This window comes from Pseudomonas sp. IB20 (genome assembly GCF_009707325.1).
In the GTDB taxonomy this organism is placed as follows: Bacteria; Pseudomonadota; Gammaproteobacteria; order Pseudomonadales; family Pseudomonadaceae; genus Aquipseudomonas.
In genome coordinates, this window is sequence record NZ_CP046103.1 from 2,003,582 (window position 1) to 2,020,755 (window position 17,174).

The 17,174-nt window shown below is 60.8% G+C and carries 13 protein-coding genes and 2 pseudogenes; 4 read left to right on the forward strand and 11 right to left on the reverse strand.

The window, feature by feature from the left end; all coding sequences use genetic code 11:
- The first annotated feature begins 119 nt into the window (after positions 1–119).
- Positions 120–1,205: a DUF1615 domain-containing protein gene (locus GJU48_RS09380; RefSeq protein WP_094952383.1), complete on the forward strand. Its 1,086-nt coding sequence runs from the start codon at positions 120–122 to the stop codon at positions 1,203–1,205.
- On the opposite strand, the gene GJU48_RS09385 is transcribed toward GJU48_RS09380, so the two are convergent.
- A complete protein-coding gene (locus tag GJU48_RS09385) occupies positions 1,132–1,986 on the reverse strand; it encodes a DUF4349 domain-containing protein (RefSeq protein WP_256671217.1) in 855 nt (284 codons plus the stop codon). The genes GJU48_RS09380 and GJU48_RS09385 overlap by 74 nt on opposite strands.
- Before the next feature lie 157 nt (positions 1,987–2,143).
- Between GJU48_RS09385 and GJU48_RS09390 the strand changes: the two are divergent.
- Positions 2,144–2,559 (forward strand): annotated as a pseudogene (locus tag GJU48_RS09390) (PaaI family thioesterase).
- A gap of 86 nt (positions 2,560–2,645) precedes the next feature.
- Here GJU48_RS09390 and GJU48_RS09395 read toward each other — a convergent pair.
- The 3 genes from GJU48_RS09395 to GJU48_RS09405 are packed head-to-tail and all read right to left on the reverse strand — an operon-like array spanning position 2,646 to position 5,228.
- Complete coding sequence (locus GJU48_RS09395) at positions 2,646–3,827, reverse strand: acetyl-CoA C-acetyltransferase (protein WP_094952385.1); 1,182 nt, start codon at positions 3,825–3,827, stop codon at positions 2,646–2,648.
- Positions 3,828–3,838: 11 nt separating this feature from the next.
- On the reverse strand, positions 3,839–4,498 hold the full coding sequence (locus GJU48_RS09400) for a CoA transferase subunit B (RefSeq protein ID WP_094952386.1): 660 nt from the start codon (positions 4,496–4,498) through the stop codon (positions 3,839–3,841).
- A 31-nt stretch (positions 4,499–4,529) separates the two neighbouring features.
- A complete protein-coding gene (locus GJU48_RS09405) occupies positions 4,530–5,228 on the reverse strand; it encodes a CoA transferase subunit A (RefSeq protein ID WP_058425579.1) in 699 nt (232 codons plus the stop codon).
- A gap of 133 nt (positions 5,229–5,361) precedes the next feature.
- Between GJU48_RS09405 and GJU48_RS09410 the strand changes: the two genes are divergently transcribed.
- Positions 5,362–6,264 carry a LysR family transcriptional regulator gene (locus GJU48_RS09410; protein ID WP_094952387.1) on the forward strand — a complete coding sequence of 301 codons (903 nt, stop codon included), beginning with the start codon at positions 5,362–5,364 and terminating at the stop codon, positions 6,262–6,264.
- A 60-nt stretch (positions 6,265–6,324) separates the two neighbouring features.
- Here GJU48_RS09410 and GJU48_RS09415 read toward each other — a convergent pair whose 3' ends face one another.
- The 6 genes and pseudogenes from GJU48_RS09415 to GJU48_RS09440 all read right to left on the reverse strand — a co-directional run bounded on the left by GJU48_RS09415 (position 6,325) and on the right by GJU48_RS09440 (position 14,132).
- The gene (locus GJU48_RS09415) at positions 6,325–6,654 is read right to left on the reverse strand and encodes a hypothetical protein (protein WP_094952388.1); all 330 of its coding nucleotides are present in this window, start codon (positions 6,652–6,654) and stop codon (positions 6,325–6,327) included.
- A 597-nt stretch (positions 6,655–7,251) separates the two neighbouring features.
- Positions 7,252–8,101 (reverse strand): annotated as a pseudogene (locus GJU48_RS09420) (NAD-dependent protein deacetylase).
- A gap of 8 nt (positions 8,102–8,109) precedes the next feature.
- A complete protein-coding gene (locus tag GJU48_RS09425; protein WP_094952389.1) occupies positions 8,110–8,550 on the reverse strand; it encodes a CBS domain-containing protein in 441 nt (146 codons plus the stop codon).
- Between the two features lie 132 nt (positions 8,551–8,682).
- The gene (locus GJU48_RS09430; protein WP_094952406.1) at positions 8,683–10,632 is read right to left on the reverse strand and encodes a DNA topoisomerase III; all 1,950 of its coding nucleotides are present in this window, start codon (positions 10,630–10,632) and stop codon (positions 8,683–8,685) included.
- 165 nt (positions 10,633–10,797) lie between these two features.
- Positions 10,798–12,420 (reverse strand): MFS transporter, encoded by a 1,623-nt coding sequence (locus GJU48_RS09435; protein ID WP_094952390.1) that lies wholly within the window; start codon positions 12,418–12,420, stop codon positions 10,798–10,800.
- A 65-nt stretch (positions 12,421–12,485) separates the two neighbouring features.
- The gene (locus tag GJU48_RS09440) at positions 12,486–14,132 is read right to left on the reverse strand and encodes a GMC family oxidoreductase (RefSeq protein ID WP_094952391.1); all 1,647 of its coding nucleotides are present in this window, start codon (positions 14,130–14,132) and stop codon (positions 12,486–12,488) included.
- 129 nt (positions 14,133–14,261) lie between these two features.
- On the opposite strand from GJU48_RS09440, the gene GJU48_RS09445 reads away from it, so the two are divergent.
- Positions 14,262–15,155, forward strand: coding sequence for a LysR family transcriptional regulator (locus GJU48_RS09445; protein ID WP_094952392.1), 894 nt, complete (start codon positions 14,262–14,264; stop codon positions 15,153–15,155).
- Positions 15,156–15,284: 129 nt separating this feature from the next.
- On the opposite strand, the gene GJU48_RS09450 is transcribed toward GJU48_RS09445, so the two are convergent.
- Positions 15,285–17,144: a DUF3857 domain-containing transglutaminase family protein gene (locus GJU48_RS09450; protein WP_094952407.1), complete on the reverse strand. Its 1,860-nt coding sequence runs from the start codon at positions 17,142–17,144 to the stop codon at positions 15,285–15,287.
- Between the last annotated feature and the right edge of the window lie 30 nt (positions 17,145–17,174).

The following is a 17,174-nucleotide window of genomic DNA, read 5'->3' on the forward strand; positions in this document are numbered from 1 at the left end:
TCGATGACAGATCCTGTCACGTTAGTTTGCGGCTGGCGAGTGCAGCATGTCGGCGAACCCCGGTTAGACTTACCTGTCGATATGCGCAATGCCGGCCCGTCGTTAGCCAAGGAAACCCCATGTATTCAAGCCGCCTGATCCTGTGCCTCACCACGTTGCTGGTGCTGGCCGGTTGCTCCACTTCACGCAGCCCGCAACAGCCGGAACGCAGCGAGGCCGAGGTGACCGCGCAGATTGTGCGGCTGCTGCCGGCATCGGTACCGGACCGTAAAGGCTGGGCCCAGGATATCTACACCGCCTTTGACACCCAGAAGATCTTCCCCAGCACCGAAAATATCTGCGCCGTGCTGGCGGTGACCGAGCAAGAGTCCACGTACCAAGTTTACCCTGCGGTGCCAAACATGGGCAAGATCGCCCAGGATGAAATCTTGCGGCGCGCCGGCAAGGTCCATGTGCCGGCCTTTGTGGTACGTAGCGCGCTGCAATTGCGCTCGCCCACGGGCAAGTCCTACGCCGATCGCTTGAGTGCTGCGCGCACGGAGAAGGACCTGAGTGGGATCTTTGACGATTTCATCAGCGTGGTGCCCTTGGGCAATACCTTGTTCGGCGGTTTCAACCCGGTGCATACCGCAGGCCCCATGCAAGTCAGCATCGACTTTGCACAGAAACAGGCGCGGGGTTATCCCTACACGGTGGATGGCACGATTCGCCGGGAAGTCTTCACGCGTCGCGGCGGCATGTATTTCGGTATCGCCCACTTGCTGGGCTACCCGGTCAATTATGACCAGCCGTTGTACCGCTTTGCTGACTTCAACGCCGGTTGGTACGCCAGCCGTAATGCCGCGTTCCAGGCAGCGCTCAGCCGTGTCACCGGTACCGAGTTGGCGCTAGATGGGGACTTGATTCGTTACGGTTCATTATTGCCGGGCACCACCGAGCTGGCGGTGCGCTCCCTGGGCGCCAAGTTGGACATGCGCAACCCCAGTATCCGCAGCCAGTTGGAGAAGGGTGAGCAATTGGACTTTGAGGAAACCACCCTCTACAAACGCGTGTATGCACTGGCTGATAAAGCTGCGGGCAAGCCAATGCCAAGGGCGATCTTGCCGGGCATCGTGCTCAAGAGCCCGAAGATCACTCGCAACCTGACGACAGCTTGGTTTGCCAAGCGAGTGGATGAGCGGTATCAGCGCTGCATGAAGCGCTGATCATCGTGACGATTCGACAACGCGCCACAGACACCCACAGCCACACCACCGGGAACGCCAGGATCACGAACGGCAGCACATAACTGGCGCGCTCCAAGGCGTCTGCTGTGCCGCCCACTAGGTTGTCGCCCAGGTTGCTGAACATCCGGCTGAAGCGTGACGGCTGGTTCGCGCCATCGGATGAGCGGAAATTCAGGGTCACGCGGTTGGTATCAAGGCGGCGTTGCTGGCCGGCGGCGACCTGGGCGAGTTCCTGCAGTTCGTTTTCGATGCCGGCCTGTTCCTTGCTCAAGGCGATCAGGTCGCTGACGGTGATGTCCTTGCGTTTGGTCAGTTCGTCGAGGCGTTGCTGCTGGGCTTGCAGGCGGTCCTGGCGACGGCGCACATCGGCGACTGCGTCGGCCAGGTCTTCGGCGGTGGTGATGCGCTGGCCGAGTTTTCCACCTTCGGCGGCCAGTGCGACCATCGGCTCCACGCCGGTGGGCGCAATGCGCAAGATGATCTCGCCGCCGTTGCCATCCTCGGTGATGCCCAGGATATTGCAGGCGCCAAAGCGTGCCGACTCACAGGCCTCGCGAGTTGCCTGCATGCGCGGTGCGAGCAGGGCGCCGGGCAGGGCCAGGGTCAGCTCGTGCTCATACGCCAATTGCGCGCCGGCTCGGCCCTGTTCGCCGTTGATCACGGTGGCGCGAGGGTGATCCTTGGGCGAACAACCGGCCAGGGCCAAGCCGGCCAGCAAGATTAAAAGCAGCGGTTTTGTTGTGCCGTCCAGGTGGCGCATTGCAGTTCCTTGGAGTGTGCGGGGGAAATTGACCGCGATTAAAGCGGGTCTGGCGGATTTACGCAAAGCATCGCGCAGGATTTGCGTGGCTGATGATGATGGCTGCCTTAGGGGGCAGGGCGTACACCTCAAGCCTTACTCCAAGGATGAATTCGCCATGATCGCCTACGCCGTGCCCGAAGGGTTTGTTTCGCTGCCGCGCAGTAGCCCGCTGCTCGACGTGTTAGGCCCGGCGTATTGCCGCGGCGAAGGCCTGCAACTGGAAATCGGCCTGCGCGCCGACAACCGTCACGCGAATGGGCGCGGCACGGTGCATGGCGGGGTGTTGGCGACCCTGGCGGATGTCGGCATGGGTTATGCGATGGCGTTTTCCAGTGAGCCGCCGTTGCCGTTGATTACCGCGAGCATGACCTTGGATTACTTGGGGGCGGTGCAGGTCGGGGAATGGATCGTGATGCGGTTGGAGCATCACAAGCGAGGGCGGCAGATGGCCTTGCCACGGTGAGCTTGCAGGTGGGGGAGAAGGTGGTGGCGCGGGCGAATGCGGTGTTTGCGGTGCCTCGTACGGACTGATAATGCCGGTCTGTGGCAGGGACCGCGTAAAAAGAAAAGGCCCGATTTTTCGTGGAATCGGGCCTTTTCTCATGCTGCTCTTTGAATCAGCTGCGTTCGAGGGCGAGGGCTACACCCTGGCCGCCACCGATGCACAGTGTCGCCAGGCCTTTCTTGGCATCGCGCTTGATCATTTCATGCAGCAGGGTCACCAACACGCGGCAACCTGACGCGCCGATAGGGTGGCCGATGGCGATGGCACCGCCGTTGACGTTGACTTTGTCGGCGTCCCATTCCAGTTCTTTGCCCACCGCCAGCGATTGCGCGGCAAAGGCTTCGTTGGCTTCGATCAGGTCCAGGTCACCCAGGTTCCAGCCGGCTTTGTCCAGGCAGCGGCGGGTGGCCGACACCGGGCCAATGCCCATGATCGCTGGGTCGACGCCGGCATTGGCGTAGCTGGCGATACGCGCCAGAACAGGCAGGCCGAGGGCCTTGGCCTTGTCGGCGCTCATCAGCAACACTGCGGCGGCGCCGTCGTTGAGGCTGGAAGCGTTGCCGGCGGTGACGCTGCCGTCTTTCTTGAATGCAGGTTTGAGCTTGGCCAGGGACTCGGCGGTGGTGCCGGCGCGCGGTTGTTCATCCACGGCGAAGGCCACTGGGTCGCCCTTGCGCTGAGGGATCAGGATCGGGGTAATTTCATCAACAAACCGGCCGGCTTCAATCGCCGCAGTGGCTTTCTGCTGGGAGGCGGCGGCGAAAGTGTCCTGGGCTTCACGGCTGATGCCGTACTTGTCCACCAGGTTCTCGGCGGTGATGCCCATGTGGTAGTCGTTGAACGCATCCCACAGGCCGTCGGTGATCATACTGTCGATCATTTTGGCGTGGCCCATGCGCAAACCGGTGCGCGCGGCGGGCAATACGTACGGCGCCAGGCTCATGTTCTCCATGCCGCCAGCGATGATCACCTCAGCGTCGCCGCAACGGATCGCTTGGGCGCCCAGGTGCAGGGCCTTGAGGCCCGAGCCGCAAACTTTGTTGAGGGTCAAGGCCGGCACGGCGTGGGGCAGGCCGGCGAGAATCGATGCCTGGCGTGCAGGGTTCTGGCCGCTGCCAGCGGTGAGTACCTGGCCGAGGATGACTTCATCCACCTGTGCCGGGTCCAGGCCGGTTTGCTCCAGCAGGCGACGGATTACGGCGGCGCCCAATTGCGGTGCCGGAATGTTCGCCAACGAACCCTGGAAGCTGCCCACGGCGGTGCGGGTGGCAGCAACAATCACGACGTCTTGCATGGAATCTGTCCTCACTGGAAGTGCATTTCTGGAACGTGGTCCGGGACGATCAGTTTACCGGCGGTCTTGCTCACAATCTCTTCAACGCTGACGCCAGGTGCGCGTTCCTTGAGGACAAAAGCGCCATTTTCGATTTCAAGGTAAGCCAGGTCCGTCAATACACGCTTGATGCACTTGGCGCCGGTCAGCGGCAGGCTGCATTGGCTGAGCAACTTGGACTCACCGTCCTTGGACGCGTGGGTCATGATCACTATGATGTTTTCTGCACCGGCCACCAGGTCCATGGCGCCGCCCATGCCTTTGACCAATTTGCCAGGGATCATCCACGAGGCGATGTTGCCGTGTACGTCCACCTCAAACGCGCCGAGCACCGTGAGGTCAACGTGGCCGCCGCGAATCATCGCGAAAGACTCGGCGGAGGAAAAGATCGAGGCGCCAATGCGCGCAGTCACGGTCTGCTTGCCGGCGTTGATCATGTCGGCATCGATGGTGTCTTCAGTCGGAAACGGGCCCATGCCGAGCAGGCCGTTTTCCGATTGCAGCATCACTTCCATGCCTTCGGGAATGTAGTTGGCCACCAGGGTTGGAATGCCGATGCCCAGGTTGACGTAGAAACCGTCCTGCATTTCGCGGGCGACGCGTTGAGCCATTTGTTCGCGGGTAAGAGCCATTGTTTGTCTCCTTATTATTTGGGCTGGCGGATTATTTGCGGACAGTGCGCTGTTCGATGCGCTTCTCGAAGGTGCCGCAGATGATCCGGTCGACGTAGATGCCTGGGGTGTGGATCTGCGCCGGGTCCAGCTCGCCCGGTTCGACGATTTCCTCGACTTCGACCACGGTGATCTTGCCGGCGGTGGCCGCCAGCGGGTTGAAGTTCTGGGCGGTGTGGCGATAAATGACGTTGCCGAAATGGTCGGCTTTCCAGCCTTTGACGATGGCGAAGTCACCGGTGATGGACTCTTCCATCAGGTACGGGCGGCCATTGAATTCACGGGTTTCCTTGCCTTCGGCAACGGGGGTGCCGACGCCGGTGGCGGTGAAGAACGCCGGGATACCTGCGCCGCCTGCGCGCATTTTTTCCGCCAGGGTGCCTTGGGGCGTCAGTACCACTTCGATTTCGCCGCTGAGCAATTGCTTCTCGAACAGGGCGTTTTCACCGACGTAGGACGCGATCACTTTGCTGATCTGTTTTTGTTCCAGCAGCACGCCGAGGCCGAAACCGTCGACGCCGCAATTGTTGGAGACGACGGTCAGATCGCGGGTGCCTTTGCGCTTGATCTCGGCGATGAGGTTTTCCGGAATGCCGCACAGGCCAAAACCACCGGAAAGCACGGTCATGCCGTCTTCCAGGCCAGCCAGCGCTTCTTCATAGGACGCCACGCGTTTATCGAAACCTGCCATATGCACCTCTTTTATTGTTTGTGGGCCAGCCAATGACCTGAGTGTTGCGCCGACGGATTGATTTGTTAAGTTGTTTTTTAAGGTTGATTGATTTAGAAAACAGCATAGTCGACCCGCCGTCCGGAGCAGCCTCATGACAGTTAAACAGATGCGTGCCTTTCTCGCCGTGGCCCAGAGCCTGAGTTTTGCCGCCGCCTGCGAGCGCCTGCACCTTTCCCAATCGGCGCTGAGCCTGACCATCAAGGGGCTGGAGGAGGGCTTGGGCGGTCGTTTGTTCAGCCGCAATACGCGTAACGTTGCGCTGACGCCTGAAGGTGAGTCGTTGCTGCCCCTGGCGCGTCGCTTGATTGCGGATTGGGACAACGCCGAGGATGAACTACGCCAGCGTTTTACCTTGCAGCGCGGCCGGGTGACGGTGGCGGCGATGCCGTCGTTTGCGGGCAATTTACTTCCGCCGATCCTGAAGATATTTCGCGCACGTTACCCTCAGGTGAATGTGACGGTGCATGACCTGATCAACGAGCAGGTGCTGGAGATGGTCCGCGACCGTCAGGTGGAGTTGGGCGTGGCGTTCGAACCGTCCGAAGGTTCGTCATTGGCCTTCACGCCGTTGTACCTGGACCGGTTTATTGCGGTGGTGCCGGGGGATTCACCGTTGGCCCAGCGTGCCGAAATCGACTGGAAAACCTTGCTGGAACAGCCGTTCATTACCTTGCAGCGGCCTTCCACGGTAAGGGTAATGCTGGAGGAGCATCTGGGCGCGTTGCAGATGAAATTGCCGGTGGCGTTGGAAAGCCATCAACTGGCAACGGTGGGCAAGATGGTTGCCAATGGCCTGGGCGTCAGCGCGGTACCGGCATTGTGTGCACGGCAGATGGAGGAGGCGGGCGCCCATTGCATCACCTTGAGTGATCCGGTGATTGAGCGGCCGATTGGAGTGCTGACCAAACCTGGCCATGAGCTGTCGGCGGCGGCGCAGGTGTTGTTTGATATCTTTCGGGATGAAGCGGGGAAGGGCAGATTTCCAACCTTTTAAGCGCACCGCAAAACAACGGTGGGAGCTGGTAAACCAGCTCCCACCGTGAGTAAGTTGTACTTAGTAGTAACGGTCGATGACTTTAACTTGCGAGTTGTCTTTGAAAGACGACCAGGCATTGTTAAGTGTGTCGAATACGTGCTCGATAAAGTTCTGGTCGGCGGCTGCTTTCTTGCCGACATAACCCTGGCCGCGGCGGTACATCTTCAGGCGCGCCGCCAGTTCACGGTTGTTTTTATCGAACTCTTCCTCAAGGGTATGGGGCGCCACGCAGTCGATATGGACTTGACCCGATTTTTCGACCCACAAGATATGGTCGTCGAGTGTGTCTTTCTGCGCTGCGAACATCTCAGCCAATTCATCGATAGTGGGTTGGTTGTTCAGATTCATGTGTAAGCCCCTTGACCAGTTGGCGATCTATCAGTTGATTCCGTTAAAACTGCTTAGTTGTCTCCGGCGTGGAAAACCGGGCGTCAGTGAGGGTCTGCCGAATACGGGCAGGGTCTTGAACCTGATGCATGTAGTCTTGCTGATGAACTGCTACGCAATGGTTTCATAACGAAGACAAGCAGCGTTTGAGCTCCTTGTACCGATCCTTACAGGCCGGTCAGCTTCATCAATCTGCCTTGTGGGCAGTGCACATCCGGAAAAAACAGCTCGGCGGTCAGACGAGCTTGTTCAAAACGCTTGTTACCAACGCTCCCGATCCGGGAGACGTCTCGATAATGCAAGGACAAAAAGGTTACGTCAACGATTATGTAGTGATTTTTTATAGCACTACATAAATCGTAGTGGGGACGGGAGAATGCAGGAAAACGTGACTTGGGCGTCATTTTTTGTGCGGTTGGTCGAAGGGCCGGGGCGGTCGATTCAGCGATGGATTCCCTGTGGGAGCTTCTGCGATGGCGTGTATCAGTCAGCAAATGCTTGCCTGACACACCGCCATCGCAGGCAAGCCAGCTCCCATATTTTTGATTTGCGGCGTTCTTACAGTCCCAGTCGCTCGACCAGCAACGGCAACAGCCGCTCGCATGAGGCCTCGATCTTCACCTGCAACAGCTCATCCCCGCGCGTTTTGCCCAGGTTGATGGCAATGACCGGTTTGCCTTGCTCCACCATCGCCTTGCACAGGCGAAAAGCCGAATAGGCCATCAGCGAGGAGCCCACCACCAGTAAACCCTCAGCGTTCTGCACCGCAGCCATGGCCTTGGCCGCCGTCGCCTGGGCGACGTTTTCACCAAAAAATACCACGTCCGGTTTCAACCGTTGGCCGTTGCAGTGCGGGCAGTGCGGGACTTGGAAGCGCTCCTCAAACGCGCGATCAAGCAGCGTATCGCCATCGGGTGCCTGCACGGCATCGACGCCGGCCAGGTACGGGTTCTGGTCTTCCATCACCCGTTGGATCACATCGCGCTCGCTGCGCTGCTGACAATCGAGGCACAGCACCCGGTGCAGGCTGCCGTGCAGTTCGATCACATCATGGCTGCCGGCCTGGTCATGCAAGGTATCGACGTTCTGCGTGATCAGCCCACTGATGCGCTCGCGTTGCTGCAGCGTTGCCAGCGCCAGATGCGCCTTGTTCGGCTGTGCAATGCGCACCCGTGGCCAACCCAGCATCGCCCTTGCCCAGTAACGACGCCGCGCGTGTGGGGGTGGCCAGGAACTCCTGGTACATCATCGGCGCCTTGCCCCGGCGCACGCCTTCGCTGTCGCGATAATCCGGGATGCCCGAGGATGTGCTGATCCCCGCACCGGTCAAGACCAAAAAGCGCCGTTCAGCCATCGCCCGGTGCAGGGTGTCGAGGTGGTCCTCTTGGTGTTCCAGCGTGTCGAGCATGGGTTCCCCTATTCGCCGCGGATGTACTGCTCCAGTTGCTTGATCAGGTCAGCCTGTTCGGCAATGGCTTCTTTCACCAAGTCACCAATGGACAGCAGGCCGATCAGCTTGCCATCTTCGACCACGGGCAAGTGGCGCAGGTGACCGTCCGTCATGATGTTCATGCACTTTTCGACACTCTGGTGCTTGTCGACCGTGATGACCGGCGAACTCATGATTTCACTCACGGCCGTTGTCGCGGAAGAGCGGCCCTTGAGGATCAGCTTGCGCGCGTAGTCGCGCTCACTGATCACCCCCACGACCTTACCTTCGTCCACAACCGGCAAGGCCCCGACGTTTTTGGCTGCCATCTGGATCAATGCCTCCATCACCGTCTGGTGCGACTTGATGGTGTGGACCTCCTGGTTTTTCTGGTCCTTGGCTTTGAGCACTTGTGCGACGGTTTTCATGGCGGCCACTCCGGTGTTGTTGTTAGGTAGTCAGCAGGTCCTCTACAGAATCCTAGACGGCCCACGCCGGAACAAGGCCCAAAGCGGCATTAAACCCGTCGAAAAACGTCATTCTCTGGATTTATTCAACGTTTACCCGGCGTTTGTCGGTTTTTTTGCCCGCTTGGGCGTGCCTGTCGCCTTGCGGGGTGCGGCCTTGCGTTTGTTTTTCCACGGCGTGGCGCCTCGGACAGCGGGGCTGGCCGGGCCGGTGATGGTCATGCGCATGCCATTGCAGCGCGCCACTTGTTTACTCATCCACGCCGCCTGCTTGGCGACGAACTCCTCCAGGCTCATTTCACCGCTCTGCACCATGTCCAGCGCCTGTTCCCAGATCGCGGTGGTACCCGGGTCGGCGATGGCGCGTGGCACTGCGTCGATCAGGCTGAACGCCGCCGCAGTAGCTGACAGCGCCTTGCCGTTCTTCACCAGATAACCCCTGTCCAATAGGCCTTGGATGATACCGGCGCGCGTCGCTTCGGTACCGATGCCGGTGGTGTCCTTGAGTTTTTGCTTGAGCAGCGGGTCTTCCACCAGTTTGGCGACGTTTTTCATCGCCTTGATCAAGTCGCCTTCGGTGAACGGCTTGGGCGGCTGCGTCCACAGGTCCTTGAGGTTGACCTTGGCCACCGTGTAATCCTGGCCCTGAATCAGCGTCGGCAAGGCTTGCGGCGCGGGTGCCTCGCGCCCCTTTGCCGGTGCCAGCGCTTCGGGCAAGGCGCGTTTCCAGCCTGGTTCGATGATGACTTTGCCCACCGCACGCAAGGCTTGGCCGGCGCAGTCGAAATCCGCCTGGGTGCGATCGTATTCATGGTTGGGCAGGAACTGCGCCAGGTAGCGCGCGCGAATCAGGGTGTAGACCGCGCGATGTTTGCCGGTGAGCTGCCCGACGTCCTTGCCGGCGCCTGTAGGAATGATGCCGTGGTGCGCGCTGACTTTGGCGTCGTTCCACGCCCGCGAACGGCGCTGGGCATCAATATGCGGCATCAGCTCGTTCACCGCCGCATCCGCGCGGCCCAGCGCGGCGAGGATTTTCGGCGCGTCACTGTGCTGGCTTAACGGCAGGTAGCCGCAATCGCTGCGCGGGTAGGTGATGACCTTGTGGGTTTCATAGAGCGATTGGGCGATATCCAGGGTTTCTTGGGCGCCGAGCCCGAGTTTCTTGGAGCAGATTTCCTGCAGGGTGCCGAGGTCGAAGGGCAGGGGCGCCACCTCGCGCATGCGTTCGGTACGCAGCTTCACCAGCCGCGCGGTGGCAGCGTTGCGCATGGCGTCGGCAGCGTCGCGAGCCAGCTGCGGGTTAAGGCAGCGGCCCTGGTCGTCACAGGCATCCTCCATGGCGCGCCATTGGGCGGTGAAGGTCATACGCTCATGGCGCAGGTCCACATCGATGGCCCAGTAAGCCACCGGCACAAAGTCGGCGATGCTGCGGTCGCGGTCCACCACCAGGCGCAAGGTTGGGGTTTGCACCCGACCCACCGGCAGCACGCCTTGATAGCCGGATTGGCGCCCGAGCAGGGTGAACAGGCGGCTCATGTTCATGCCGATCAGCCAGTCGGCGCGGGAACGGCCCAGGGCCGAGTGGTACAGGCTGAAAGTTTCGGCGCCCGGTTTGAGCGCGGCCAGGGCCTTGCGGATGGACGCGTCATCCAGCGCCGACAGCCACAGCCGCTGGATCGGGCCGCGATAACGGCAATGCTCCACCAGCTCACGGGCGATCATCTCGCCCTCACGGTCGGCGTCGGTGGCGATCACCAGTTCCTGGGCTTCGCCCAGCAAACGCTTGACCGCCTTGAACTGGCTGGCGGTCTTGGGCTTGACCTGCATCTTCCATTTTTCCGGAACGATGGGCAGGTCGGCCAGCACCCAGCGTTTGTATTTGGCGTCGTACGCATCGGGCGGGGCGGTTTCCAGCAGGTGGCCGATGCACCAGGTGACTGTGACGCCATTACCCACCCAGCAACCGTCGCCGCGCCGGCTGGCGCCGAGCACGGCCGCGATATCTTTGGCCTGGGAGGGTTTTTCACAGAGGTACAGCCGCATGGTCATCACATCAGATCAGGTTGATGCCTTGCAGGATGCTGAGTCAGAAGGATTTGAGCAACCACTATCTGTATGGATGTACAGCTTTAAGTTTCAAGCTACAAGCTGCAAGTAGAGGCCGATCAGCTCCTACTTGCCGCTTGCAGCTTGCCCCTTGAAGCTGACTCAGTTGTTATCGATGTCCACATGCCGAGTTTCTTTGAGGCAGAACAACCCCACGATCAAACTCACCCCGGTCACCACCACTGGGTACCACAGGCCATAGAAAATATCGCCGGTGTATACCACCAAGGCAAACGACACAGTCGGCAGGAACCCGCCAAACCAACCGTTACCGATGTGGTAAGGCAGCGACATCGAGGTGTAGCGGATGCGCGTCGGGAACAGTTCCACCATCAGTGCCGCCAGTGGGCCGTAGCACATGGCGGCGATCAGGATCAGCACCACGATCAGTACCACCACCATCACCTTGTTGACCTGAGCCACATCCGCCGAAGTCGGGTAGCCGGCCAATGTCACTGCGCCGCGCAGGGCCGCTTCGTCGAAACCGTCGATGCGCACATCACCCACGCTCACCTGCACTGGGCTGCCCGCTGGCGCGGCGCTGCTGCTGTACGGCAGGCCTTGCTTGACCAGGAAGGTCTTGACCTTGTCGCAGGGGCTGTCAAACCGCGCCTTGCCCACCGGGTCGAACTGGAAGGTGCACGTGGCCGGGTCCGCCAGTACAGTTATCGGTGCCTGACGGCTGGCCTGGTCCATCGCCGGGTTGGTGTAGTGCGCCAGGCCCTTGAAGATCGGGAAGTACAGCGCGGTCGCCAGCAGCAGGCCGAGCATCAGCACCGGCTTGCGACCGACCTTGTCCGACAGCCAGCCAAACAGAATAAAGAACGGCGCGCCGATCACCACGCTGATGATCAACAGCATGTTGGCCAGGGCCGGGTCCATCCTCAGGAATTGGGTGAGGAAGAACAGCACATAGAACTGCGCCGCGTAGAAAGTCACCGCTTGCCCACCGTTGATGCTGAACAGCGCAATCAGCACCACCTTGAGGTTTTCCCATTTGCCGAAAGACTCGCGGATCGGTGACTTGCTGGCCTTGCCTTCTTCTTTCATTTTCAAGAAAGCCGGCGACTCATGCAGGCTCATGCGGATCCAGGTGGAAATGCCCAGCAGCACGATGGAAAACAGGAACGGAATGCGCCAGCCCCAGACTTCGAACTGGTCGCCGGTGAAGTAACGGCAGGCCAGCACCACCAGCAACGACAGCAACAGGCCGAGGGTGGCGGTGGATTGAATCCAGCTGGTGTGCAAGCCGCGTTTGCCGGCCGGCGCGTGTTCGGCCACATAAGTGGCTGCACCGCCGTATTCACCGCCCAACGCCAGGCCTTGCAGCATACGCAGCACGATCAGGATGACCGGCGCGGCAATGCCAATGCTGGCGTAGGTCGGCAACAGCCCGACACAGAACGTGGCCACGCCCATCAGGATGATGGTGACGAGAAAAGTGTACTTGCGCCCGATCATGTCGCCCAGGCGGCCGAACACCAGCGCGCCGAACGGGCGCACCACAAAGCCGGCCGCAAAGGCCATCAAGGCAAAGATAAACGCCGTGGTGTCGTTGACCCCAGCAAAGAATTGCTTGCTGATCACCGCCGCCAGGGCGCCGTAGAGGAAAAAGTCATACCACTCGAACACCGTCCCCAGGGACGAGGCGAAGATGACTTTTCTTGATTCGCTGCCGGTGCTCGCGCTGACGGCCGAGCCCAGGGGTTGAGCATGTTCTGACATCGGGTAACCCTCACAGTGATTATTTATTGTTGTTCCACTGTCGGCGCCGGGTGCGGCGCCGCTATTCAGATTGCATGAACCGTTTCTTTCTGCGGGGCGAGGCTCCTTGTGTTCGGCGAAAGGATCAACTGCGCGGCTTTCTCCGCAATCATCAGTGTCGGTGAGCAGGTGTTGCCGGACGTGATGCGTGGCATCACCGAGGCATCGGCGATACGCAGGCCCGGCACGCCATGCACGCGCAGTTGGGCATCGACCACCGCGTCTTTGTCGCTGCCCATGCGGCAGGTGCCCACCGGATGGAAGATCGTCGTGCCGATACGCGCGGCGGCTTCGTGCAGTTGCTCTTCGGTTTGCAGTGAATCGCCCGGCAGGTATTCCACCGGTTTGAATTGGCTCAAGGCGGGTGCGGCCACGATGCGCCGAGTCAGGCGGATCGCATCGGCAGCGACTCGCAGATCTTCCGGATGGCTGAGGTAGTTGGGCCGAATCAACGGTGCATCCGCCGGGTTGGCGGAGCGAATATCGATACGGCCACGGCTTTGTGGGCGCAGGTCGCAGACCGAAGCGGTAAACGCCGGGAACGCGTGCAAAGGTTCGCCAAAGCGCTCCAGGGACAACGGCTGCACATGGTATTCAAGGTTGGCCGAGGTCTGTTCCGGGCCGGAGCGGGCAAACGCGCCGAGCTGGCTGGGCGCCATCGACAGCGGGCCGCTGCGGTCATACAGGTAGCGCAGGCCCATGCCCATCTTGCCCCACACGGTGCCCGCGATCTGGTTCAGGGTGCGCGCGTTTTCCAGTTTGTAGATCAGCCGCAATTGCAGGTGATCCTGCAGGTTGCCGCCCACGCCCGGCAGTTCGTGCACCACGTCGATGCCCAACGGCTTGAGCACGTTGGAGGGGCCGATCCCTGAGCGTTGGAGGATGCCCGGCGAGCCCACGGAACCGGCGCACAGCACGATTTCCTTGCGCGCTTTCCAGCTCATCTGTTGGCCGTTTTGACGCCCGAGCACGTTGCAGGCGCGGCCGTTTTCCAGCGCCACGCGGTCCACTTCGACGTCGGTCAGCACGGTCAGGTTGGGCCGCTGGCGGATCGGCTTGAGAAACGCCTTGGCCGCGTTCCAACGCACTCCGGCCTTCTGGTTGACTTGGAAGTAGCCGCAGCCTTCGTTATCGCCCCTGTTGAAGTCGCTGATCGGCGCGATACCGCTTTGCGCCGCCGCGTCGCGAAAGGCATCCAGGATCGGCCAGTGCAGGCGCTGTTGCTCAACGCGCCACTCGCCGCCATCGCTGTGAAATTCCGAGCTGCCGGCAAAATGGTTTTCGCTCTGCTTGAACAACGGCAGCACATCGTTCCAGGCCCAACCCGGGTTGCCCTGGGCCGCCCAACCGTCGTAATCCTGGGCCTGGCCGCGCATATAGATCATGCCGTTGATCGACGAACAGCCGCCCAGCACCTTGCCGCGTGGGTAACTCAGCGCACGGCCTTGCAGGCCTTCCTGGGCTTCGGTCTTGAAGCACCAGTCGGTGCGCGGGTTACCGATGCAGAACAGGTAGCCGACGGGGATATGGATCCAGGGGTAATTGTCGCGGCCACCGGCTTCGAGTAGCAGCACGCGATTGGCGGGGTTGGCGGACAGTCGATTGGCCAGCAAGCAGCCTGCGGGGCCGGCGCCTACTACCACGTAATCGTATTCAGCAGCTGCAATGGGCATCTGAGGTCTCGCTTGTTTTTCTTGTTGGCCCCATCCTAGTTGTTAGTTTTCGTCTTAAAAATGTTAGTTTTTACCCAGCTGCTGTGCGTTTTTAAACAGCGCGGCTCAGGCTCTCGCATTGGAGGCGACATGTTCGACTGGAATGACCTGCGGTTTTTTCTCGAGTTGCAACGCAGCGGCCGCTTGATCACCGCCGCGCAGCGCCTGAAGACCACCCACGCCACTGTGGCCAGGCATATCGAGGCCATCGAGAAGAGCCTCGGCACTGCGCTGTTCGTGCAGCACGCTCAGGGCTATGAGCTGACGCCCTCTGGCGAAGCCCTGCTCAAGCACGCCGAAGCCATGGAAAACGTCGCGCTGCTGGCTGAAGACGAACTCACTCATTCCGCTGCGCCGCTGGGCAAAATTCGCCTCGGTGTGGCCGAAGGTTTGGGTGTGATGTTCCTCGCCGGTCGCATGGGCGGGTTGTTCGACCGTTACCCGGGCTTGGAAGTGGAACTGGTGGCTGTGCCGCGCTTTGTCAGCATCCTCAACCGCGAAGCGGAAATCAGCATCCACCTGGAACGGCCCAGCGTCGACCAGTTGGTCACGCGCAAACTCACCGATTACCGCCTGGCGCTCTACGCCAGCCGCGCCTATCTGGAGCGCAACCCGCCCATCGAGAAACGTGAAGACCTCGCCGTGCATGCGTGGATCGATTATGTGGATGACTTGCTGTTCAGCCAGGAATTGAAGTTCCTTAGCAGCTTCTGCCGCAACCCCAAGGTGGTGTTTCACAGCACTAGCGTGATTGCCCAGCACCAGGCGGCGCGTTCGGGTTTGGGCATCGCTGTGTTGCCGTGCTTTATGGCGGCGGGTGACCCGGATTTGGTGGCATTGCTGCCGGGGGAGGGGATTGAGCGTAGCTACTGGATCAGCTCGCGCCGGGAGCTGCACAAGTCGGTGCGGTTGCGGGTGTTGTGGGATTACGTGGTGGAGTTGTGCGCGCGCGAGCAGGGGTTGCTGCTGGGCGAATCTCACTGAGTAGGCCGGATCAAAAATGTGGGAGCGGGCTTGCTCCCACAATTTTGACCGAGTTCTCGCGGTTTATCGCAGGCAAGCCAGCTCCCACATGGGCTCTGCGTTTACAGGACCCAAGGGGGCTCACTTACCTTAAAGCTTCACCACCTGATGCACCTGCTCGGCACACGCCCGGGCTTCGTCAATCATCTTGCCAAACGCCTCACTGGCAACCTCGGCATGGGTCAGCCAACGCGTCTTCTGGCTTAGGCGATAGTGATAGCGCAGCCCGTCGTCCAACCGTTTCCCTTCCAGGTCCAGGTCATACCACGGCGAGCGCACCTGGCAGCCGGGAATGGCTTTTTCCATTTTTCCGCCCGTCAGCGTGAAGCTGTAGTCGTAAGTCTCAGGGTTGCCCAGGTAAAGGTCGGCCTGTTGATCGTGGCGGCGGTAGTTGATGAAGCCATCCCAGCGGCCTTTGAGCGACTCATCGGTATAGACGTAGTCATTCGCCAGTTTTTCCAGGGCGCGCTGGTCGTTCAGGGTTGCGTTGACGGTGTAGCCGTCGTGCACCACAAAGGCGGTGGGCGGGCGGGTGATCTGGCAGTCGCTGATGTCGTTGCCAAAGTGGGCGCAGAGGTTCTGGTCGGTGGCGGTGGTGCCTTGTTGGCGGTCGGCCACGCTCATTTGCATCAGCGGCAGGCGGCTGAAGGTGATGGTGGCCTGGGTGGCGCCATTGCCCTGTTTGTCGAAGTGCACCTGTTTATCCAGGCGCAAGGTGGTTTCGGGGTGTTCCAGCGGGATCTGTTCTTCGCGTACTTGACCCTGAGCATTGTTGACCAGCACCCAACGGTCCTGGATGTCGGGCATGGTCTGGCCTGGGGCGAACACCGGGTTGGTCGGGTCCAGCCACCAGACCTGGCCGTCCACTTCGGTGCGCACGATCGCATGATCCGGCGCATTGGTGCCGGGGATCAGTAATGCATACGCCACGTCGCCGCGGCTGACCCAGGCGGTCTCAGCCTTGATGCCGCTGGCTTTGAGCATCGCGGTCAGCAAGATCGCCAGGTCTTTGCAATCGCCATAACCATGCTGCTCGATTTCAGCCAGGTCGAACGGCACATAACCGCGCTCCGTGGCGCGCCAGTCGCCCAGGTAACGGTAGTGATCATTGATGTGCTGCATCAGCGCGGCGACCCGTTCCGCCGGCGCCAAGCGGCTTGCGGCTGCCACCGCGGCGGCCGCTTGTGCAGGCAGGTTGGCAGCGAGGATCTGGTTGTAGCGCTGGGCAAAATCACCGAAATACGCCTGGCGATCGAGGGCGCTGCCCACTTCCAGGCGCGGGATGCGTAACAGCGCGGCGCTGGAAGATTCGTTGATGTAGTTGAGATAGGTCGGGGCTTTTTGCACCACGTCCAACGTCTTGCCATTGGCCGACGGGGTCACTGTGAAACCGTCGAGCAGTTCGCTGCGCCACTGGATCGGTCGCTCGGCGGTAAAGCGCGCCTTGATGTGGTCGCGACGGAACGCGCTAGGGCCAAACGTAAGGGCATAGTGAAACTGGGTCACCAACGGTTTGGCGGCGTGATGTTTGCGCACGGTGTAGCGAATCTGTGTGCCCACGCGTAGGTTCGGGAAAGCCAGTGAGGTCTGCTTGTCGCGGCTGAAGCCCTGGTCAGGGTTGGGCGCGGTGCGCGTGTCGATTTGCGCGGCATCCAGGGCGACCGGCTTGGCGCCAGGTTGGGTGGATTGCGCGCTGACCACTTCAAAGGTGTCGCCTTCGGAGTAATCGAAGTCTATGCGCGACAGGATCTCGCGGCCGTTGGGCTTGAGGATGGTGTAGTGCTGTGTGGTGGTGCAGTCGGTGCTGGCGTCGCGGTTGAAGTGGCAATGTAGCTCGGTGTCGCTGGCCAACGGGGCTTCGGCCATGGGTTGCAGTGCGGCGCTGACGGAATGGGTAACCAGCCCCAGGCTGATAGCAATCAAAGAGCGGTGACACGAAAATCGGTACAAACGGGACATTGGCGCCTCGGGTGACACATT